The 19,790-nt window shown below is 66.0% G+C and carries 20 protein-coding genes; 6 read left to right on the top strand and 14 right to left on the bottom strand.

Annotation, left to right across the window (positions count from 1 at the left end):
* Positions 1 to 169: 169 nt before the first annotated feature.
* From QMK34_RS25495 to QMK34_RS25475, 5 genes are read left to right on the top strand one after another with little or no spacing between them, the layout of a single operon-like run.
* Positions 170 to 1,810, top strand: coding sequence for a thiamine pyrophosphate-binding protein (locus tag QMK34_RS25495; RefSeq protein ID WP_326416913.1), 1,641 nt, complete (start codon positions 170 to 172; stop codon positions 1,808 to 1,810).
* Positions 1,807 to 3,867, top strand: a complete 2,061-nt coding sequence (locus QMK34_RS25490) for a hydantoinase/oxoprolinase family protein (RefSeq protein ID WP_326416884.1) — start codon at positions 1,807 to 1,809, stop codon at positions 3,865 to 3,867. Before QMK34_RS25495 ends, QMK34_RS25490 begins: the two co-directional genes overlap by 4 nt.
* Positions 3,864 to 5,588, top strand: coding sequence for a hydantoinase B/oxoprolinase family protein (locus QMK34_RS25485; RefSeq protein WP_326416883.1), 1,725 nt, complete (start codon positions 3,864 to 3,866; stop codon positions 5,586 to 5,588). Before QMK34_RS25490 ends, QMK34_RS25485 begins: the two co-directional genes overlap by 4 nt.
* 2 nt (positions 5,589 to 5,590) lie before the next feature.
* On the top strand, positions 5,591 to 6,382 hold the full coding sequence (locus tag QMK34_RS25480) for an SDR family NAD(P)-dependent oxidoreductase (protein WP_326416882.1): 792 nt from the start codon (positions 5,591 to 5,593) through the stop codon (positions 6,380 to 6,382).
* A gap of 5 nt (positions 6,383 to 6,387) precedes the next feature.
* Complete coding sequence (locus QMK34_RS25475) at positions 6,388 to 7,074, top strand: GntR family transcriptional regulator (RefSeq protein ID WP_326416880.1); 687 nt, start codon at positions 6,388 to 6,390, stop codon at positions 7,072 to 7,074.
* 74 nt (positions 7,075 to 7,148) lie between these two features.
* On the opposite strand, the gene QMK34_RS25470 is transcribed toward QMK34_RS25475, so the two are convergent.
* The 11 genes from QMK34_RS25470 to QMK34_RS25420 form a co-directional block, all read right to left on the bottom strand.
* Complete coding sequence (locus QMK34_RS25470; protein WP_326416912.1) at positions 7,149 to 8,705, bottom strand: NPCBM/NEW2 domain-containing protein; 1,557 nt, start codon at positions 8,703 to 8,705, stop codon at positions 7,149 to 7,151.
* Between the two features lie 23 nt (positions 8,706 to 8,728).
* Entirely contained in the window at positions 8,729 to 9,991 is a 1,263-nt protein-coding gene (locus QMK34_RS25465; RefSeq protein ID WP_326416879.1) for a tyrosine-type recombinase/integrase, read from the bottom strand.
* Positions 9,992 to 10,038: 47 nt separating this feature from the next.
* Positions 10,039 to 10,251, bottom strand: coding sequence for a helix-turn-helix domain-containing protein (locus QMK34_RS25460; RefSeq protein WP_326416877.1), 213 nt, complete (start codon positions 10,249 to 10,251; stop codon positions 10,039 to 10,041).
* Positions 10,252 to 10,277: 26 nt separating this feature from the next.
* Positions 10,278 to 11,999 (bottom strand): replication initiator, encoded by a 1,722-nt coding sequence (locus QMK34_RS25455; RefSeq protein ID WP_442785213.1) that lies wholly within the window; start codon positions 11,997 to 11,999, stop codon positions 10,278 to 10,280.
* Complete coding sequence (locus QMK34_RS25450; protein WP_326416875.1) at positions 11,999 to 12,385, bottom strand: hypothetical protein; 387 nt, start codon at positions 12,383 to 12,385, stop codon at positions 11,999 to 12,001. The genes QMK34_RS25455 and QMK34_RS25450 overlap by 1 nt, the downstream gene beginning before the upstream one ends.
* Complete coding sequence (locus QMK34_RS25445; protein ID WP_326416874.1) at positions 12,385 to 13,962, bottom strand: FtsK/SpoIIIE domain-containing protein; 1,578 nt, start codon at positions 13,960 to 13,962, stop codon at positions 12,385 to 12,387. Before QMK34_RS25445 ends, QMK34_RS25450 begins: the two co-directional genes overlap by 1 nt.
* 372 nt (positions 13,963 to 14,334) lie before the next feature.
* Positions 14,335 to 14,535 carry a helix-turn-helix transcriptional regulator gene (locus QMK34_RS25440; RefSeq protein ID WP_326416873.1) on the bottom strand — a complete coding sequence of 67 codons (201 nt, stop codon included), beginning with the start codon at positions 14,533 to 14,535 and terminating at the stop codon, positions 14,335 to 14,337.
* 156 nt (positions 14,536 to 14,691) lie between these two features.
* Positions 14,692 to 14,940, bottom strand: a complete 249-nt coding sequence (locus tag QMK34_RS25435) for an AMED_5909 family protein (protein WP_326416872.1) — start codon at positions 14,938 to 14,940, stop codon at positions 14,692 to 14,694.
* A gap of 136 nt (positions 14,941 to 15,076) precedes the next feature.
* Positions 15,077 to 15,364, bottom strand: coding sequence for a hypothetical protein (locus QMK34_RS25430; protein WP_326416871.1), 288 nt, complete (start codon positions 15,362 to 15,364; stop codon positions 15,077 to 15,079).
* Positions 15,365 to 15,400: 36 nt separating this feature from the next.
* Positions 15,401 to 15,868, bottom strand: a complete 468-nt coding sequence (locus tag QMK34_RS25425) for a hypothetical protein (protein ID WP_326416911.1) — start codon at positions 15,866 to 15,868, stop codon at positions 15,401 to 15,403.
* 61 nt (positions 15,869 to 15,929) lie between these two features.
* Positions 15,930 to 16,217, bottom strand: a complete 288-nt coding sequence (locus tag QMK34_RS25420) for a hypothetical protein (RefSeq protein ID WP_326416869.1) — start codon at positions 16,215 to 16,217, stop codon at positions 15,930 to 15,932.
* A 223-nt stretch (positions 16,218 to 16,440) separates the two neighbouring features.
* Between QMK34_RS25420 and QMK34_RS25415 the strand changes: the two genes are divergently transcribed.
* Positions 16,441 to 17,838 carry a helix-turn-helix domain-containing protein gene (locus tag QMK34_RS25415; RefSeq protein WP_326416867.1) on the top strand — a complete coding sequence of 466 codons (1,398 nt, stop codon included), beginning with the start codon at positions 16,441 to 16,443 and terminating at the stop codon, positions 17,836 to 17,838.
* Here QMK34_RS25415 and cutA read toward each other — a convergent pair.
* From cutA to QMK34_RS25400, 3 genes are all read right to left on the bottom strand, one after another.
* A complete protein-coding gene (gene cutA / locus QMK34_RS25410; protein ID WP_326416866.1) occupies positions 17,835 to 18,167 on the bottom strand; it encodes a divalent-cation tolerance protein CutA in 333 nt (110 codons plus the stop codon). The genes QMK34_RS25415 and cutA overlap by 4 nt on opposite strands.
* A gap of 309 nt (positions 18,168 to 18,476) precedes the next feature.
* Entirely contained in the window at positions 18,477 to 18,623 is a 147-nt protein-coding gene (locus tag QMK34_RS25405) for a hypothetical protein (protein WP_326416865.1), read from the bottom strand.
* Between the two features lie 574 nt (positions 18,624 to 19,197).
* Positions 19,198 to 19,683 carry a glycoside hydrolase family 27 protein gene (locus tag QMK34_RS25400; protein ID WP_442785212.1) on the bottom strand — a complete coding sequence of 162 codons (486 nt, stop codon included), beginning with the start codon at positions 19,681 to 19,683 and terminating at the stop codon, positions 19,198 to 19,200.
* Between the last annotated feature and the right edge of the window lie 107 nt (positions 19,684 to 19,790).

The following is a 19,790-nucleotide window of genomic DNA, read 5'->3' as shown; positions in this document are numbered from 1 at the left end:
TGGAACTCGGCCCCGTGACGGTGTAACTCGCGCCCGTGAGTGTGGGACTCGCGGGCGCTCGGACTGGCGGGCGCGAGTCCCACGTTGGCGGGGCTGAGTTCCACAGTGGTGGTTGCTGGATCGTTGAACGATCTGGCAGACTTCGGCAGTGCTTTCATCCACTGGGCCAATACCCGCGGGGCCTTCACCCACCGGAGCCCAGCACCTGGCCGACGCGCTGACCGCACTGGGGACCGAGGTCGTCTTCGGCTTGCCCGGCGTGCACAACCTGCCGCTGTGGGAAGCGCTGGCCGCCACCGACATCCGGCTCATCGGGGTCCGGCACGAGCAGACGGCCGGGTACGCCGCCGACGGGTACGCCCGTGCGACCGGCAGGCTCGGCGTCGCGCTGGTCACCACCGGTCCCGGCGCCGCGAACACGCTCGGCGCGGTCGGTGAGGCGATGGCCTCGGCCGCGCCGATCCTGGTCGTCGCCACCGACATCCCGTCGACGCTGCGCCGCCCTGGAGTGGTGCGGGGCGTGTTGCACGAGACCTCGGACCAGCAGGCGATGTTCGCGCCGATCACCAAGGGTGGCTTCACCGTCCGCGAGCCGCAGCAGATCGCGGGCACTGTACGGCGGGCGGCAGCGCTCGCGCTGCGGCCGCAGTCGGGCCCGGTGTACCTCGGCATCCCGACCGATTTCCTGACCACCCGGGCGGCCGCGCGCAACCCGCCGTCTTCACACGCACGCGAGTCCGAGCTCCCGGACCTCGCGGCCGCCGAGGAGCTGCTCGCGAACTCCCGCCGCCCCCTCATCTGGGCCGGTGGTGGAGCTCTGCGCGCCGGAGCCGGGGAGGCCATCGGGAAGCTCGCCGAGAAGCTCGTCGCCCCGGTCATCACCACCTTCGCCGCGCGCGGGCTGCTGCCCCCGGATCACCCCTGCCTTGCCCCGAACCCGGTGCACGCCCCGGAGGTCGGCGCGTTGTGGGACGACGCCGATCTGGTGCTCGCCATCGGCACCGACTTCGACGGGCTGATGACGCAGAACTGGCTGATGCCGCAGCCGAAGAAGCTCATCGCGATCAACGTCGATCCCGACGACGCGGCCAAGAACTACCCGCCCGACCTGACTTTGGCCGGTGACGCGAAAGCGCTCACCGAGGCGCTCACGGTCGAGCAGCGGCCGGGGATCGCGGAGCTCGTCGAGCGGCTGGCGAAGATCGCCGCCATCGTCAAGCACCGCGTCCGCGACGAGGAGCCGCAGGCCGCCGACCTGCTGGCCACGTTCGACGAGGTGCTGCCGGAGGACACCACGATCGTCTCCGACATGTGCGTGGCCGGCTACTGGATCGGCGGGTTCCACAAGGTTCGCGCGCCGCGCAGGCTGGCGTACCCGATGGGCTGGGGCACGCTCGGCTACGGCTTCCCCGCGTCGCTCGGCGCGGCGGCCGCGGGCACCGGCCGCGCGGTCTGCGTCACCGGTGACGGCGGGTTCCTGTTCGCCTGCGGGGATCTGGCCACGCTCGCGCAGGAACAGCTGCCGGTCACGGTGATCATCGTCGACGACGGCGGCTACGGAATGCTGCGGTACGACCAGGAGCGAGCGGGCCTCGAACGGCGCGGGGTCGACTGGGACAGTCCAGATTTCGTCGGCCTGGCAAGGTCTTTCGGCGTCCACGCCGACCGCGTGTCCGGGTTCGGCCGGGCGTTCCGGCGGCTGCTCGGCGAGTTCATCGAGTCCGACGAGCCGAACGTGCTGGTCGTCCGCGCGAAGCTCAAGCCGCCCGTGAACACCTCACCTCGTTGGTACCGCAGGGAAAGCGCTTGACCGGCCTGCGGGTGGGCGTCGACATCGGCGGCACCTTCACCGACCTCTGCGTGCTGGACGACTCCGGCGTCGTCGCGGTCGGCAAGGTGCTCACCACGCACGACGAACCCGCCCGCGCGGTCGAGGAAGGTCTCATCAGGACACTTGCCGACGCGGGCCTCCATGCGGCCGATGTCGAGCAGTTCGTGCACGGCACCACCCTGGTCACCAACGCGCTGATCGAGCGCAAGGGTTCGCGCACCGCATTGCTCGCGACCGCCGGGTTCCGCGACGTGCTGGAGATGCGCCGCGAGCACCGGTACGAGCTCTACGACCTCCTCATCGAGCTGCCGAAACCTTTGGTGCCCAGGCATCTCCGCTTCGACGTGCCCGAGCGCGTGCTCGCCGACGGCACCGTCCATACGGGACTGGATGAGGACTACGTCGCGCGGCTCGGCCGCGAGCTGGACGAGCGCGGGATCGACGCCGTCGCGATCTGTTTCCTGCACGCGTTCACCAATCCCGCGCACGAACGCCGCGCCGCCGGGATTCTGCGCGAGGTCGCGCCGCGGCTGCGGGTGGCGCTGTCGAGCGAGGTCGTGCCGGAGATCCGGGAGTTCGAACGGGCGTCGACCACGGTCGCCAACGTCTACGTCCAGGATCTCACCGAGCGTTACCTGCGTGACCTCGAACGCCGCCTGCACGCGCTGGGCGTCCGGCCGTCGCCGCACATCATGCTGTCCAACGGCGGCATCGCGACGGTCGACACCGCGGCCCGCTACCCGATCCGCATCCTGGAGTCCGGCCCGGCCGGTGGCGCGCTCGCCGCCTCTGCTTTCGGTGCCGCCGCAGGGGAAACCGACCTGCTCGCCTTCGACATGGGTGGCACCACGGCGAAGCTCTGCATGATCTCCGACGGCGTTCCGCTGGTGACGCACGAGTTCGAGGTCGACCGCAAGTACCGGCTGCTGCCCGGCTCCGGCCTGCCGGTGCAGGTCCCGGTGACCGACATGATCGAGATCGGCGTCGGCGGCGGTTCGATCGCCCGCATCGACGCGCTGGGCCTGCTCACCGTCGGCCCGGATTCGGCGGGCTCTGAACCGGGCCCGGTGTGTTACGGCCGTGGTGGCACGGAACCCACGGTGACCGATGCCGACCTGGTGCTCGGCTACCTCGACCCCGGCTATTTCCTGGGCGGCGGCATGGATCTCGACGCCGAAGGTGCCCGTGAGGCGGTCCGCGCGAAGATCGCCGGGCCGCTCGGTGTCAGCGTCGAGGAAGCCGCCTGGGGCATCCACACCAGTGTCAACGAGGACATGGCGAACGCCGCCCGCGTGCACGCCGTCGAGCGTGGCAAGGACCCGGCCAAGCTCCCACTGTTCACCTTCGGGGGCGCGGGGCCGGTCCACGGCGTCGGCGTCGCCAGGGCGCTGGGCGCGCCCCAGGTGGTCGCGCCACCCGCGGCCGGGGTGATGAGCGCGGTCGGTTTCCTCACCGCGCCACTGACATTCGACTTCGTGCGTTCCGCGCGGGCGGCGGTGCTCGAACTGTCTTGGTCCCAAGTGGACGAACTGTTCGCCGAGATGGAGAAGGAAGGCGCGGAGCTGCTCGGGGAGTCCGGTGTGGACAGCGTGACGCACAGCCGGGTCGCCGAAATGCGTTACTCCGGCCAGGGTTACGAAATCCGCGTCCCGGTGACGGCGACCGAACAGACTTGGCCGGACGCGCTCGTCGAGGAGTTCACCGAGACCTATCGGACCCTGTACCGGCGCACCGGCCCGGACGTGGCTGTCGAGGTGCTGAACTGGCGCGTCGTGTCCAGCGGCCCCAAACCCGAGGTCGCGTTGCGGCTCAAGGCGACCGGCGCCGAGGGTGACGCGCGCAAGGGCAGTCGTCAGGCGTACTTCCCGTCGACAGGTGGCTTTGTCGAAACGGCCGTGTTCGATCGCTACCGGCTCAAGCCCGGTGACCTTGTCCGGGGCCCGGCGATCGTCGAGGAGCGGGAGTCCACTGTGGTCGTCCCACCTGGCGCGAGCTGTGTGATCCGGGACGACGCCAGCCTGGTGGTGACGGTATGAGCCCCGACCCGATCCTGGTGGGTGTGCTCGGGAACCGGCTGCACTCGATCCTCGCCGAACAGCAAAACGCGCTGGTCAATACCGCGTTCTCGTCGGTGGTCAGTGAATCGCTCGACCTCGCCTGCGCGGTGTTCGACTCGCGTGGCGAGATGATCGGGCAGTCCGTCGGCGGCACGCCCGGCCACATCAACGCGATGGCCACCGGCATGCACCACTTCGTCACCGCGTACCCGCGGGAGACACTGGAACCCGGCGATGTGCTGCTCACCAACGATCCCTGGCAGACCGCGGGACAGATCAACGACATCACCGTGGCCACACCGGTGTTCCTGCGCGGACGGCTGGTCGCGTGGTTCGCCTCGTGCTGCCACGCGCCCGACATCGGCGGGCGGCTGGTTTCGGCCGAGGCCAACGAGGTCTTCGAGGAGGGCCTGCGGCTGCCGATTATGAAATTCCTGCGCGCGGGGGTGGTCAACGCCGATCTCGAGGGGATCATTCGCGCCAACGTGCGCACGCCCGAGGAGACGGTCGGCGACCTGTACGCGCAGGTCACGGGCAACGAGGTCGGCGCGGCGAGCCTGGTGCGGCTGCTGGGGGAGTTCGAGCTCGAGTCGCTCGACGACGTCGCGGCGGAGATCATGAACCGCTCTGAGCGCGCGCTGCGGGAAGCGCTGGCGAGGATGCCGGACGGGACGTACACCAGCGAGCTGGTCACCGACGGGTTCGACGATGAGGAGATCGTGCTCAAGGTCGCCGTCACCGTCGCGGGCGACGAGATCCACCTCGACTTCGCCGGTTCGTCGCCGCAGAGCCGCCGCGGGATCAACGTCGTCCTCAACTACACCAGGGCGTATGCCTCCTTCGCCGTGAAGGCGGCGATCTCGCCTGAGGTTCCGCACAACGCGGGTTCGTTCCGGCCGGTGCACGTCACCGCGCCCGAGGGGTCCGTGCTCAACTGCCTTTCGCCCGCGCCGGTCGCGTCGCGGCACCTGATCGGCCATTTCCTGCCGTCCCTGCTGATCAGCGCACTGCACGAGGCCCTGCCGGGCAACGCTTTGGCGCACAGCGCGGACGCACTCTGGATGACGATTTGGCGCGGGGTCTCGGAAACCGGCGACGAGTTCATGCTCAACGTCTTCCAGACCGGCGGCATGGGCGCCCGTGACGGCAAGGATGGGCTCAGCACCACCGGATTCCCCAGTGGACTGCGTTCGACCCCGACCGAGGTGATCGAGACGTCCGCGCCGCTGGTCCACACCGAACGGGTGCTCCGGATCGACTCCGGCGGCGCCGGACGACGTCGTGGCGGGCTGGGCCAGTGCACGACGATGACCGGGCGCGGCGAGCTTTCCTGGAGTGTCAACGGCAACGTCGACCGGATCCGCCGAGCGGCGTCCGGTGTGGATGGTGGACTGTCCGGAATGGCCGGACACTTAGGACTGTCCGGCGGGCCGGACCTGCCGTCGAAGAGCCGGGTGAGCCTGCGGCCCGGCGACCGTGTCGACGTGGTGCTGCCGGGCGGCGGCGGGTACGGCAGGCCGTTCGAGCGGGAGCCCGCCGACGTGCTCGCCGACGTCGTCGAGGGGTACGTGTCGGCCGTCGCCGCTCGGGAGCTGTACGGCGTCGAGGTGCGGTACCTTGGCAGGCCGGACGCGCTGGTCCGGCTGCCAGCGGACTACGCCGTGGACCAGGAAATGACCGTACGGTTGAGGGAGAGTTGAGCATGGATCGGTTGACCGGCAAGGTCGCGGTGGTCTTCGGCGGGGCACGGGGGATCGGCCTCGCCACGGTGAAGGAGTTCCTCGCCGAGGGAGCGACCGTCTTCTCCAGCGATATCCGCGAGCCCGCCGAGGAGCTCGACGCCGCCGGGTACACGCACACGACCGTCGACGCGACCGACGAGACGCAGGTCGACGCGTTCGTGCGGGAAGTCGTCGCGCGGGCAGGCCGGGTGGACGTGCTGTTCGCCAACGTCGGCGTCCACCTCGGAAAGTCCCTTGTGGACACCACGCTGGCGGAGTTCGACGACATCTTCGCGCTCAACGTGCGGACGGCGTTCCTGGCCACCCGCGCGGTGCTGCCGCACATGCTGGAGCGCAAGGCGGGCAGCATCGTCATCACCTCGTCGAACGGCGGCGTGATGGGCCGCCCCGGCGACCCGGTCTACAACGCCACCAAGCACGCGCTGGTCGGGATGATGAAGTCCCTCGCTGTCGCGCATTCCGCCAAGGGCATCCGCGTCAACACGATCAACCCCGGCGCGATCGACACCGACATGCTGCGCGGCACGCTGAACTCGCCCGAGGAGTTCGAGACGAAGCAGCACCAGCTCGTCGCGAGCACCCCGGCCGCGCGCGTCGGCGAAGCGTGGGAGGTCGCGAAGACCGTGGTGTTCCTGGCCAGCGACGAGGCCCGGTTCATCAACGGCATCGTGGTCCCGATCGACGGCGCGAAGTCCGCCGGTGCGATGCCCGGCAACCGCTACAGCCTGGACTTCGAGCTCGGCGTGCGGTGAATCCCATGGACGCCTCGGTGAGACTCGAAGACGATCGGCACCTGCTGGAGCGCAGCGGAACCGCCGAGCGGGTGGCCGCGATCCTGCGTCAGCGCATCACAGAAGGCGTTTTCCTGCCCGGCACCCGCCTGTCGGAGCCCGCGATCAGCGCCGCGCTGGGCGTCTCCCGCAACACCCTGCGGGAGTCGTTCCAGCTGCTCGCCCACGAGCGGCTCGCGGTCCACGAGCTGAACCGCGGCGTGTTCGTCCGTGAGCTGACCGCGGACGACATCGAGGACCTCTACGTCGTCCGGCGCCTCACCGAATGCGGGGCGCTCCGCCGGGCGTCCGAGCGCCCGTCCGCACCGCTCGACGCGGTCGCGCAAGCGCTTGCGTCCGGGCGTTCCTCGGCTTCGGAGGAGGACTGGCAGTCAGTGGGAACGGCGAGTATCGCGTTCCACCAGGCGCTGGCGGATCTCGCCGGAAGCGAGCGGATCTCCGCGACGATGCGGCAGGTGCTCGCCGAGACACGGCTCTTCTTCGTGCTGACGGAGAACACCCGGACGTTCTTCGAGCCCTACCTCGACCGGCACGAGCGAATCCTGCGAGAGCTCTCCCACGGCCGCTTCACCGCCGCCGAAGGCGCTCTCGACCGCTACCTGCGCGACGCGGAGAAGCAGCTCCTCGCGGCTTACGACCGCCGAGACTCGTGAAGGGGAGTGTCATGAAAGGGTCTTTCAGGGCAATTTTTGCCCTGAAAGACCCTTTCATGACACTTGAGGGACCGTCAGCAGGTGAGCATCGGGTTGGCCCAGTCCGCGTGGTCCCAGGTGTTGCCGTCGCCGCCGTCGGTCACGACGAGGTCGAGGACCTGGACACCGTTGAGCGGTACCTGCAGCGACTTCGCGGCGGTGCCGCGCCGCAGGACGTCCGTCGACGCCAGCTCCTTGCCGTCGCCGACCACGGAGAACTTGACGCTGCCGACGTCGCTCGCTTCGTCGTCCAGCCCGGCCAGCGCGGTGAGCGTGCGGCAACCGGCGCCGAGGTAGAAGCGGATCTTCGACGGTGCGTGGACGCCGAGTCCGTCCTCGTAGCGGGTGCCCGCGATGGTGATCGGATGCCCGTCACCCGACCCGTTTTCGCCGTTGCTGGTGCCACGTTCCACTGGGCCCCAGCCGTTCTCCGTGTAGACCCAGGTGGCCTTCGACAGCCTGCTGGTCCCGGCCGGTGGGGTGACGACGATCGTCGGCCCGCCCGCGGTCGTCAGGGACCTCGCGCCCCAGGACCTGGTGCGATAGTCGGCCTTCCCGGTCAGCGCGACGGTGGTGCCGGTCGGCGAGTCGGGCAGGAGCGTCCACGTGTGCTGCCAGGATGTTCCCGGTTTGACGGCCGGGGCCGCCGCGTCCGGGTTGCCCTGGACCTTCCAGCCCGCGGGCGCGCCGAGGTGCACCTTGCCCGCCGTGACCTGGGTGCTGCCGTCGTTGGACAGCCGCAGCGTCGCGTCGAAGGACTTGTCGCCCGTGACGTATTCCGGAGCCTGCAAGGAAAGCGTGGTGAACGGAGCCGCGTCCGCGTGCTTCGCTGGCCAGACCCGGAACACCGCCGAGCCGTGGCTCGCCACCCCGGCGCGCAGTGCGCCGGTGCTTTCGGTCTCCGCGCCGGTCCACAGGTCGCGCACCCGGTAGTCCGGCGAGTTGCCGAGGCCGATTTCCTTGGCGGCGCTGGAGATCGTGGTGGCGGAACCGCCGCGGTTGAACAGCACTACCGTCGCCGAGCCGTCTGCCATCGGCTTCGCCCAGACCTCGGCGTCGCCGTCGTCGCGGACCTTGTGCCCCTGCTTGCCGCCCCAGTCCTGGTCGACGGCGATCAGATCCTTGTTGAGCAGGATCTTCTTGGTCGCGTCCGGCATCGCGCTGATGTCATTGCCCGCCAGCAGCGGCGCGTTCATCAGCGACCACAGCGCGAAGTGCGAGCGGTACTCGGTGTCGGTCATGCCGCCGTTGCCGACCTCCAGCATGTCCGGGTCGTTCCAGCCGCCGGGGCCGGCGTACGACTCCAGTCCGACCTGCTGGTCGAGGATGCCGGTCATGCTCGACCAGCTGTCACTGATGTCGCCGGTCGTGCGCCACAGCTGTGCGCCGGACGTTTTTCCCCACTTCCAGGGCTGGTTCTCGCCCCACTCGCAGAGGGCGTAGACGATGTCGCGCCCGGTCTTCTTCAGCGCCTCACCCATCTTGGTGTAGCGCTCGAGCGCGGGCCGTCCCTGGTTGTTGCAGTTGTCGTACTTCTGAACTCGAAGTGCCTCTTGACCTGGCGATTGTTGCCTCTTTTCGGGGGGTCTCAGGCCGCCAGGCCGTCACCAGGCCGTCAGGCCGTCTCTTCCATCTTCCGGGTCTTGCTCCGGGGCTTGAACAAGTCGTTCACGGCCTGGCGGGCACGGTCGTAACTGGTCGGCATGAGATGGGTGTAGACCCGCAGCGTGAACCCTTCCGACGCGTGACCGAGGTACGCCGCCAGCTCCTTGATGCTCACGCCGCGTTCGAGCATGGACGAGGCGAACAGGTGCCGCAGCGCGTGCATACCATCGTTTCTGTCCTCATAGGACAGTCCGGCACGCCTGAACGTCGGACGCCAGATCACATTGTTGAACGCCTGCCGCGTGTAGAGCTCTCCTTTGTCGTTGGCCATCAGAACCCGGATCGTTTCGTACTTCCGACCGTCGCGCTCAGCCCACGGCAGCGTGATCGACACCGGCGGGAACTGTTCCGCGTAGGCATCGAGATCATCAAGCACGCCTTGACCGAGCGGGATCACGCGCGTCTTGTGCCCCTTGGGAAGCTTGAACTTGCGCACGCCGCCCACGGTGACCATCTGCCGGTCGCAGTGGTACACCATCGCCTCCCGGTCGACGTTGTCCAGGCTGAACGCGAAGATCTCCCCTTGCCGAAGTCCCAACCCTGCCCCCAACGGGATGAGGGGCGTGAACCGGACCGGCAACGCCAGGCCTATCGCGCGCAGTCGTGTTTCCTTCCATGGCTTCACCGGATGAAAGACCGGGGATGGCGCCGTAATCGACTTGTCCCGGCACGGGTTGTCTTGGATCTTCCCGTCCGCTACCGCAGCGTCGAGGATCGACGACACCAGGTCGAACACCTGACGCTGGTAGTTCGCCGACACCACCGTGTCGTTCTCGTTCATCCACGCGAGCCACTTACGGATCAGCTCAGTGTTGAACGAGGACAGCAGCTTACGGCCGAGGAATGGGTACGCCTGACTTTCCATCCTATTCTTCAAGTTGTCCACTGTGGACTCATCTTGTGAGCGACCCGCCAGCACCGTGACGCAGAACTCCCGAAACGTCACCTTCCCGGCATCCGGGCTGGCATACGTGCCCGCATAGACGTCGTTGGCCATCTTCGTCTCAAATTTCTGAGCGCGACCCAGCTGCTTGTCCGGGAAACTCTTAGACCGCTCAATCTTGTCCGGATCCAGATAGCGAACCTTGTACCGCAACCCCTTCCCATAGAGTTCCGTCTTTTCCTGAACAGGTTTCCCTTTTTCGTTCAACACAATATCGCCGGTATCGGGATCCTTCTTGTCCCGGTACCAGCGATCTTGGATATGTGCCATCACGTCACCCTTCTCATGGTGTGTTTGCCGAAAGAAACCTGCCCTGATCAGGCCGCGCCGCTCTCTCCCCGCTCAGCGACCCAGGACCGCACCGTGTCCGGGTTGTACCGGACGTGTTTGCCCATCTTCGCCCACCCCGGGCCGTACCCCTTGTACCGCCATTCCCGCAACGTTTTCTCTGGAATGCCCAGGAACACCGCGAGGTCATCGGGTGTCCACAGCCCTTCCACGCTCACCAGCCGCGCCCGTGAACCAGTCATCTCCCCACCCCCTTCCTGCGCAGCGGTCAAGCAGCGTCCCGAGTTGCCGAAGTTTCCGAGCTCCCGTCACCGGGTGGTCCCGCCGCAGCCAGTAACGCCCTGTCGTACTCGGCTTTCCACGTGATCCGCTCCGCGATCGCGGCCATCACCAGGTGGTCCCGGGGTGGCACATGCGCGTCGCCCGATTCGACCTTGCGCCACACCAGCCGCTCATAGTTCGGTTCCGGCTTCTCGATCCCCACCACCGCGAGCGCCTGCTTCACGAACGCCTTGCGATCCGCCTTGTGATCGACGAGGGTCTTGCCCGTCCACTTGCGCGACACCAGCACGCGGCGACCCGGCAGCCCGAGCGTCGTCCGGCGATGCGCACGGCCCTTGCAATGCCCCGGAGTCGTCTTCCCGTTCGCTCCCTGGGGTTGGATGCTATACAGCAGCCACACCGCGCACCGAGGCGAACACGGAGTGACCGACAGCTCAGCGTGCAACCGGTCATGATGGTCCGCTTGGCGCGCGGAGTCCGCCGTCACCACTTCGCCCGTGGACTTGGTGAGGTACTTCGTCAGATACCCGACATGACGGGCTGATTCGTCCGTGCCGCCGAGAATCCCCTTGCTGTGTACTTGCTGCCCGAAGGTGACCACGTGCGCGGGAGACTCGACCTGCGCCACGGCGTCCTCCCACGACGTCAACGGCACAGTGGTGTCCGGGTCCACAAAGGACCTACTGCGCATGTCCCACACCGGCATCCGGTCGACATACACGACCTTGTCATGACTCGGCCACCACACCTGGTGATACGTCGCCTCGGTCACCATGCGGATGGTGTCGTGCGAGATCGAGCCCCGGATCGCGGTGTGCAGGTGCGGAGCCGCCCGTTTCTGCGGTTCCACCGTGCCGAAATACTGCGCGTCCCAGCCGACGACGCGCCGCAAGTTCTGCCACCACCGATCCACCAACGCCGAGAAATGCACCGCATCCCGAGCCGCCCGGCGATAGTCATACGTCGCCGGGTCGAGCGGGGCACCATCACCACGGACCTTGCCGTAGCTGTCACAGGTGAGGGTGACGAACATCGACGGCCGGAACTTGCCCGCGAACTCCCTACCCACGGTGGTCTTCGCGACCCGCCGCCGAGGAAGGTTCGGCGCATCCTGCCGCCGACGAGTCGACCGCTTCACCGGCTTGGCCGTCGGCACATCCAGCGCAGGCAGACGACCCCGCATCCCCAGTTGCCGAAGTTCCTCATCCACCGTGGCGACCTCCGCGCGCAACTCGTCTGCCTCGACCAGGTCCCCGGCGTCAGTCACCTCCCGGTAGGCCGCCACGAGATCCGCCCGAAACGTCAACAGCTCTGTCTGGTCTTTACTCGGAGCGGCCGGGGTGAGGTCCGGTTCGTCGCTCAGGTGCCAGCCTTCCCGGCACTGAACCTGCCGCAGCGCCTTGGCTTTGCGCGCACACGGCAGGCACACCGATTCCACCGTCGACCCGCACGGCACCGGCACATACCGCACCTCACCGCTGTCGCGGTCGGACACCTCCATCGTGAACGGGCGGACGCACACCCCGTGCTGCTCCGCGGTGGCCTTGATCACGTCCGAGGCGATCGGTCCCCGCGGGTGGGTCCTGCTGGCCGGAGCGGACACCGACCCAGCCTCAGCGCCCGTTTTTGCCGCCGAGTCCGCCCCTGCCGGCATCCGTGGCGAGGTCTGCTCAGATCCCCGCGTGGAGACGTTGTCTGTCGTACTCATCAGGCCACCGCCCCCTCGTTGTCGGTCCAGCCCCGCAGCGTGTGCAGCGGAAGGTTCTGCCGGATGTTGCGCGGCAGGTCCGGGAACAGGTCGTCGTCGAACGCCACCGCCCCGTACACCTGAATCGGGACACCACACGATGTGCGTCCCCGCACCGCCAGATGCACCGACCCGCTGACCTCAGTGCGCATGATCGACGCCGACACCAGATCGAGTGTGGAGGCCCACCGCAGCAACGCCGACGACACCGCCGCCACCCGGTTCACATCCAGCAGTACCGAGATCGGAGACGACCACGTCGACACCGACACCGTCGAGGCAGGCGGCAGCTCGTGTTCGTCGAGGTGGTCCCGGATCGCGTCCAGGAAAACCATCAGCGGATTCATCACGCCACCCCCTTGATGTTCGTCGTGAGCCCCGGAACCGGAAGATCCAAGGGGTGCGTGCCACCGTTGGTGACGTAGTTCTCCAACGCCTTGACCGTCTCGTCTGGCACCCACCCGGCGCGCACCCGCAGCGGTTCGCGGATGCCTTCGCCCCACACGTAGCCGGTTCCAGCCGCCGACTCGTCAATACGGTTGGCCCACGCCCCCCGCTCATACGCGCCGTCACCGAGCACCATGCCCACCTGATTCTTCGACGTCACCCGAAGACAGATCTTGCGGGGGAACAGATCTCGCACCGGAACGGTGTCTTTCGACGGGTCCTGCACATACCCGCGCACCGTGATCCCCAACGCCCGACCTTGGGTGTTGAGCAGCGCCACACGCTCCACAATGGCCTCCCGGGTCTTGCGGTCGGTGTACTTGGTCAACGCGCCGATTTCGTCGAACTCCAGTACCTCCAAGGGATGTTCCGTGGAGATCGGTACCGTCCGGACCCGCCCCGCGAACTCCGCCTTGCGGGACTCCATTTCCTCGATCAGCGCGTCGAGCACCGCGAGAGCGTCCTTCCCCGACACCGCGTAGCGCGCGAAAATCCCCCGCCCGTAGGCCAATTCCATACCTTTCGGGTCAATGCCCGACATCCGGATGACACCCGCGCGGATCGCCGAGGCCGCCGACACCAGCGGACACCACATGACCGAGCCCTTGCCCGCACCCGTCGCACCAGCCGTGAGCAGGTGAGCACCCGGACCCATCAGCGGCAACGTCCACTCCTGGCCGTACTCGGTCGCACCGGCACGGACCTTGCGCAGATCCACCCCCGTACCGTCCACCGACAGCAGGTCCGGCACCGCCGCACACCCCACCGGATCCGCGAGCAGGTCCCGGCGCTGAAAGTCAATCGACACCTCATCCGGAGCGACCTCCCGAATCTGGCACCGGGCGACCTTGCGCGCCACCGACAACGCCCGCGCCGCAGCGTCGAAGTCCTCCGGGGTCTGCCCGACCGCCAGGCGCACCCGCACCTCATCCCACGACGGACCCGACTTCACACCCAGCAGCTTCGGCACAGCGACCGTCGCAGGCGACTGTGACGACGAGGCCGCCGACGACCGCCGACCCAGCAGGTTCACCGTCACCGACACCGGCAACGTCCCATCCGACACGCTCAGCCCGCACGCGTGCAGCCAGCCCGGGAGCTTGCGCGCATACAGCGACCACCGCAGCCACGACGCCCGCAGGTACCGCCCGCACCACTGATCGAAACTCACCCGCGAGCGCCACCACCAACCACCACCAGCCACCGCCAGGCCGCCGAGCACCGACACCAGCGACACCCAACCCAACACGCCACACCAGGCACCCACACCGATCACGGTCAGGCTGGTCCGCCAGCGGGTCACCACCTGCCGCACCGTCCACACCAGACCCAGCACCAGCCACCGCAGCGCGACGAACACCACCGCCAACGCCGCCAGCACTTCCAGCACCGCCGCCAACGCACGGCCGATCTTGTGCAGCACCCACACCCCGAGCCCCAGCCCGACCACACCGGCCACCACCATGCCCGCGTTCATCGCTGACCACCGGCCACACCCGACACGGCCAGCGGGAGCCGACCAGCACACGCCGCGCATTCGGTGTCGCCCGCAGCGAGCGCCGCGAAACGCTGGCACGTCTGGCATCGAGCCGTACTAGACGCCGTTCGGGTGACACTCGTGCCCCCCACTACCGCGCCACTCTTGTCATGCTTTACCGTTGCCATTACTCATCCTCCAGGGTGAGAGCGCAGAACCGGTGGAAAAGGTTGGTACCCAAGGAAACCGGTTCTGCGCGTATATACACAGTGGACAGTAGACGCACCCAGGCGCGTGGCATCACCACACCGCACCAGGTGCGTTTACTGTTGTTTGATTCAGTTATCTACTCATCGACTATGGACAGTCGACCTACTTCGGTGCCGACGCCAGCATTGACGTCATGTCATGCAGACTCAAACCCAACGCGTCCGCGATGCCCTGATACAGATGCATGTCCGGCGTTCTGTCGCCCAACTCCCACTTACAGACCACGCTCTGATGCACCCCCACCCGCTGCCCCAACGCTTGCTGTGTGAGGCCCGCAGCCTTACGCGCCATCATCAGACCCATCCTGCTCACTGTCGCCGCCCCTTCCCTGTTCTTCTAATTCCTTGCTGCGCCGATAGAACGCCGCGAGACCCTCAGCGTCCGCATCGCGCGGGGGATGCCGAACGGGCCGATCACGTCGTGACGTGTCCCGCTTGTCGACCCGCTCAGCGTCTCCGCTCATGCGTTGGCCTTTCCCTGCCGAATCTGTTCCGTCAGATCCTCGACTTTGCGTTGTTCGTATTCCACCCAGTACAGCAACTCGTGATGGTGGCCCCGGTCGATGTCCGCCACCGCCTGATACACCCTCTTGTTCTGCTGATGAAACTTCTGCCACTGCACAGCAGTCGCGCTGTCACCGGGCCGACGCTTCACCACGTCACCGTGTGCTTCCGTCAGCGTGCGCGGACCGGACCTCTTCAGTCCCACCTGTCAGACTCCAGTGACACCAACGACGCACGGTCCACACAGGACCGACACACCGTCATCCGCGCCCGCCACCACCACACCCGCCGCACCCGTCCGCACAACACACACCGCAGCCGAACCACCAACCGCCGCCGAGTCACCGGCCATCACCAGCACCCGACGCCACCGCCTTGTCGTGCCACTGCGCCGACACCTCCCGGAAACCCTCCACCGAGGACTCCAGTGACGCGACGCACCACCACGGCAAACCGCGCCACTTGGCCAACTCATGCCACGCATCAGCCACACCACGCGCCGCCGCCGAGATCACCGCCGCATCCTCCGCCGACGAGAACCCATTAGCCTGGACCAACTGCCAGTGAGACATGTACATGCGGTACGCCGCCTCCCACGCCGACACCAGCTCAGTGAACGTGGGAGACACCCGCTTCACAGTCCGCAGACCATGCCCCGCCACGACCTACGCCGCCTTAGCCGACGCGTCGCCGCCCGCAGCAGAACCACCCGCACGCGACTTGGACCCACCAGCGACACCAGCCGCCCGGAACCCCGTCGCCCGATACGTGTACGACAGGTACTTGTACTCACCCTGCCCCGCGACCTTCGGAGCAGCCGTCAAGCCCTCCAACTCAATCGGCCGCATCCCCGGCAACACCTCAGCCGACGACGGAACCGGCTGAACCGCCGCCAACAGCGTGATCTCAAACGACGCCCGCTTAGCCTTGATCTCATCCGGGTCCGTCACCGTGCACACCCACTGCCGCAGGCCCGACCCCTCGTCAACCTTCTGCCGCACCGGCCGACCCGCCGCCTTGTCCTCCCGAGACTGATACTCGTTGTCAGGAGACACCTCGCCCACCATCACCAACCCCTGCGGAAACGCCTCCCCAAACTCGATACCAAACCTGTGATCCCTGATAATCGCCATTTTCGTGTAACCCTTCTCGTTAACTTCCCGCACTGACCTACCCGACCTTCAAGAGAAGGTTCTAGAGCGACTCATCTTCAAATTCGTTCTCATCTTTCTTCTGAGTCATTGACGCGATGCCGCTCACATCCTCTCTCTGGTCAACCTGACTTGCTGCTGACACGAGCATTTCGCCTATGGCCCTTGCCTCATCACTGCTCAGTTCCATGTCCCGAACGCCCGGGATCGAGAGCGTTACGTGTTCGCCTTCAACGAAGGCCCACATATAGCGCTCGGCGCCCTCATCCCCGAGGTTCGTCGCCTGTGAGGTGGCACAGGGCTCCTGCTTGCGCCTCGCTCGCGCTGTCATCTCTCTGTCCTCTCATGGCCGTCCGTCTTCCTCCCTGCCGTCTGGGGTCGCCTCGGACCTAGATAGCATCGGTCAACATGCCCATATCCGGGAGCATGACCGCGCATAACCGTCGACAGTGACACCCATGCATATGCGCGCCGCGCATACTGGCTGTTCAGTAGCACTGCCTTGAGGTAGGCTCGATGTGTAGAGCGCATACAGGCACACGGGGAGAGTTGCGATGAACGGGCAAGACAAGGATGACGCACCGAAGGTCGAGGCCCCCATTCAATCCGCCGACTTCTGGGAACGTCCAGAGCTCCGCGCTGCCCTGAATGACCGCCACTTTGGTCGCTTCCTACGCGTATACAGGCTTGCCCATGAGCCACAAGTCCAGCAGACGCAACTAGCAGCCTGGATAGGGATCACTCAGGGGCAACTAAGTCGTATAGAGCGTGCCGCCTCACCCGTTCACGACTTAGAAAAACTCGACCTTTGGGCACGCCTACTGCATATCCCCAAGCATCTACTCTGGTTTCAGGCCGCGCCGGAATCAACACACGCCCCTTCTAGTCAGCCCAGCCAGACTGACAGCGAGCCGCCGAGGCAAGAACCGGGTGGAGATGTTCCACGGCGGCACGTTTTAAAGGCCGCCAGTGCGGCAGCCAGCGCCAGTCTGCTGGCAAATAGTCCATGGCAGCGGCTTATAGACTCAGTTGACCACGCTCGCCCCGTCGATAGCGCCACGGTTCAACTAATGCAAGATCGAACAGCCAGTTTTTTCGATACCGAAGAAACTGTGCCAGCGCGCCAAGTGCTGGAATCATTGGCGAAACATAAGGCCATAATTAACACGCTGCTGGAAAATGCGCGGACAGACGCCATTCGAAATCAGCTCGCGGTAATGTTGGGTGAAACTCACGCCCTGATCGGTTGGCTATATTTCGACCTTGGACGGGCAGCCGAAGCAGCAGGCGCTTGGCGTCAGACGCTAAAAATTTCGAAAGCAACTGGCGATGGACCCCTAGCAGCTTGTGCGCTCGGATACTGGAGCTATCTTGCCGCTTCTCGCAATGACATTGCACCAGCCGTGCGTCTACTTCAGCAAGCTGAAGACTACGTTCCTGGCAATACGGCACCTGCAACCCGGGCATGGATTGCAGGCAGGGAGGCCGAAGAATTGGGCCGCCTTGGGGAGGAGACTGCCGCCTTGCGTTCTTTAGAGCGCGCTTTTACTGCGTTTGATTTCGCCCGGCCACGCACGGAACGTCTTTGGACGGGGTTCTTTACAGCAAACCGTTTGGGCGGCCTAACAGTCTCTACCTACATCGCCTTGAACCACCGAGACGCCTCCGTTGCAGCCGATTCACTGCTTACGGCTCTCTCGCCAACGGACAACAAAGCACGCGCACTTGCCTTGGCTGATTTAACAATCTTGGCAGCCCGAAATAATGATCTCGACCGGGCGTCCGCCATCGCCGAAGATGCAATTAGCGTTACGACTCGAACAGAAACAAGTCTAGCCAGGCAAAGACTTCTAGTGCTCGCGTCCAATTTGGATGCTGGCACCAATCATGGGACCTCAGCGGCACTGCGAGAAAAAATCGTTTACAGTTTGCGTCGGCAGCGAGCAGTTTAGGTACTGGAAGGCCTTGTCTCGGCCAACACCCAAGACAAGTATTCCGGGCTCCCACCTGTAATATCCAGGACTACAATTTCTGGCACATCATAACTGTGATGTATCTTAATGAAGTCGGTAAGACGTTCTATGCAATCAGTTGTCGTCTTTATCCAGCATTGCCATTCTTGCCCGTTTTGTATGGTTTCCTCCCAGCGATAGATACTGCGGATCGGGCCGACGATCTGCATGCAGGCGGCCAGACGTTGTTCAACTATTCCGCGCCCTAGCTCTTCAGCTTCTTCCGCGCTGTCAGTGGTCGTAAGCACTACGCGATATTGCTCTGACACGACACCTCCCGTTTTTAGCTCTGGCGTACAGGGGACATGTTAGCCAAGTATCAGCACCACCGCTTAGGCCGTCTGCTAAGGCTCATGTACCAGTGGTCAGTACTGTGCGCTCCGTGATAGCTAGTGGTTGCCGAATTTGGCTCTATAGGATCAAGGCGCCGCCTACGGCGGCGCGCCCGTCACCTACCGTTGGCGGCCCCGGCCCCATACGACACGGACGGCCTGCCGCTCCGCTCCGGCCGCCGGTCGCGGGCCGGAGCCGCCAGACGTCAGCCACGCACGCGCGCCGCCGCAGCCGACACCACACACCTACGCGTCATCGCGGCGTCGCCCATCGTCGTCCGGCTCGGACTTGTCGACAGCATCGTCCGAACCCTCTGCCCAATCGAATCCCCACGCCACCACCACCAGCGCGCCCAACGCAAGGATCCCCATTGCAATCGCCGCCGTGACCATGCCACCGACGCTAGGTCCGCAAGCCTGTGTACCTGCTGAGAGAGCACCTCGACCAGCAGTCAAACCAACACCCACTTACCACCCAAACGTGGCAGCCCTCGCCCCGAGCCTCCACTCCGGAAAGCACCGGCGGGAGTAGCCCCGATCCGAGCGGCAAAGGCCCCCCGGCGTCACGAGGGGGAGGGGACGCCGAGGGGCAAGCTTCAGTCTTCACGGATTCGAGGAAAACGCAACGCGGCTCACGGGGGGTTCCTCGCGTCTGAGCATCTAACGCCGAGCCGACCGCATCAAGGCGGGAAAGATGCCTTGACCCGGCCGACTCAGCGCTAGAGGCCGCAGGGGCGAGGAAGACGGGCGACACTAGAAACCCAGGAGGCCACCCATGCGACGCACCCCAGCCGGGCCGAATCAGCTCACACTCTGGACCCGCGCCGAGCTCGCCAACGTGGCCGCCAGGCCGTCACCAGGCCGTCAGACGTCCGGACCCACTAGGACACAACCGGACACAACAGGTGCAAACCAGCAGGTCAACGGCCTGCCTCGCCGCGCGCCCGCTGGTCCATCCACCGCGCTTTCAGTTGTCGTACTTGAGGTAGTCCACGCCCCAGTCGGCGAAGGTCTGCGCGTCGACGTCCTCGTGGTCCAGCCCGCCCGGCATGGTGTCGGCGCAGGTCCGGGTCCCGGCGCTGGTGTAGATGCCGAGTTTGAGGCCGCGCGTGTGCATGTAGTCGGCCAGCGCCTTGATCCCGCTGGGGAAAGTTGTGTGATTGGCCTCGAACCGGCCCGCCGCGTCGCGCTGCGACTCGGCCCAGCAGTCGTCGATGTTGACGTACTTGTATCCGGCCTCTCGCATACCCGACGAGATCAGCCCGTCCGCGGCGGCTCGGATCACTTGTTCGTTGATGTGGCAACCGAATCTGTTCCAGCTGTTCCAGCCCATCGGCGGGCTGGCCGAAGGTGCCGTGGCGGCGATCACGGGCAGTTCGGCGGCTTGGGCCGGGACGGCGAGCACGGTGGCGACCGCGCAGCAGGCGGCCATCGCAACTGCGAGACGTTGCATGTATTCCTCCAGGAGTGCGCAACTCTGCACACGAAATCTGCACAAACTCACTCAACAATCAACATCACCGCGGCCCTCACCGTCAATGGGCCGTTGGTATGGAGCAC

Origin of the sequence: Amycolatopsis sp. H20-H5, assembly GCF_035828755.1 — a bacterium.
Taxonomy (GTDB): domain Bacteria; phylum Actinomycetota; class Actinomycetes; order Mycobacteriales; family Pseudonocardiaceae; genus Amycolatopsis.
Note: the sequence above shows the minus strand (reverse complement) of the source record. Positions and strands in the feature narration are given on the sequence as shown.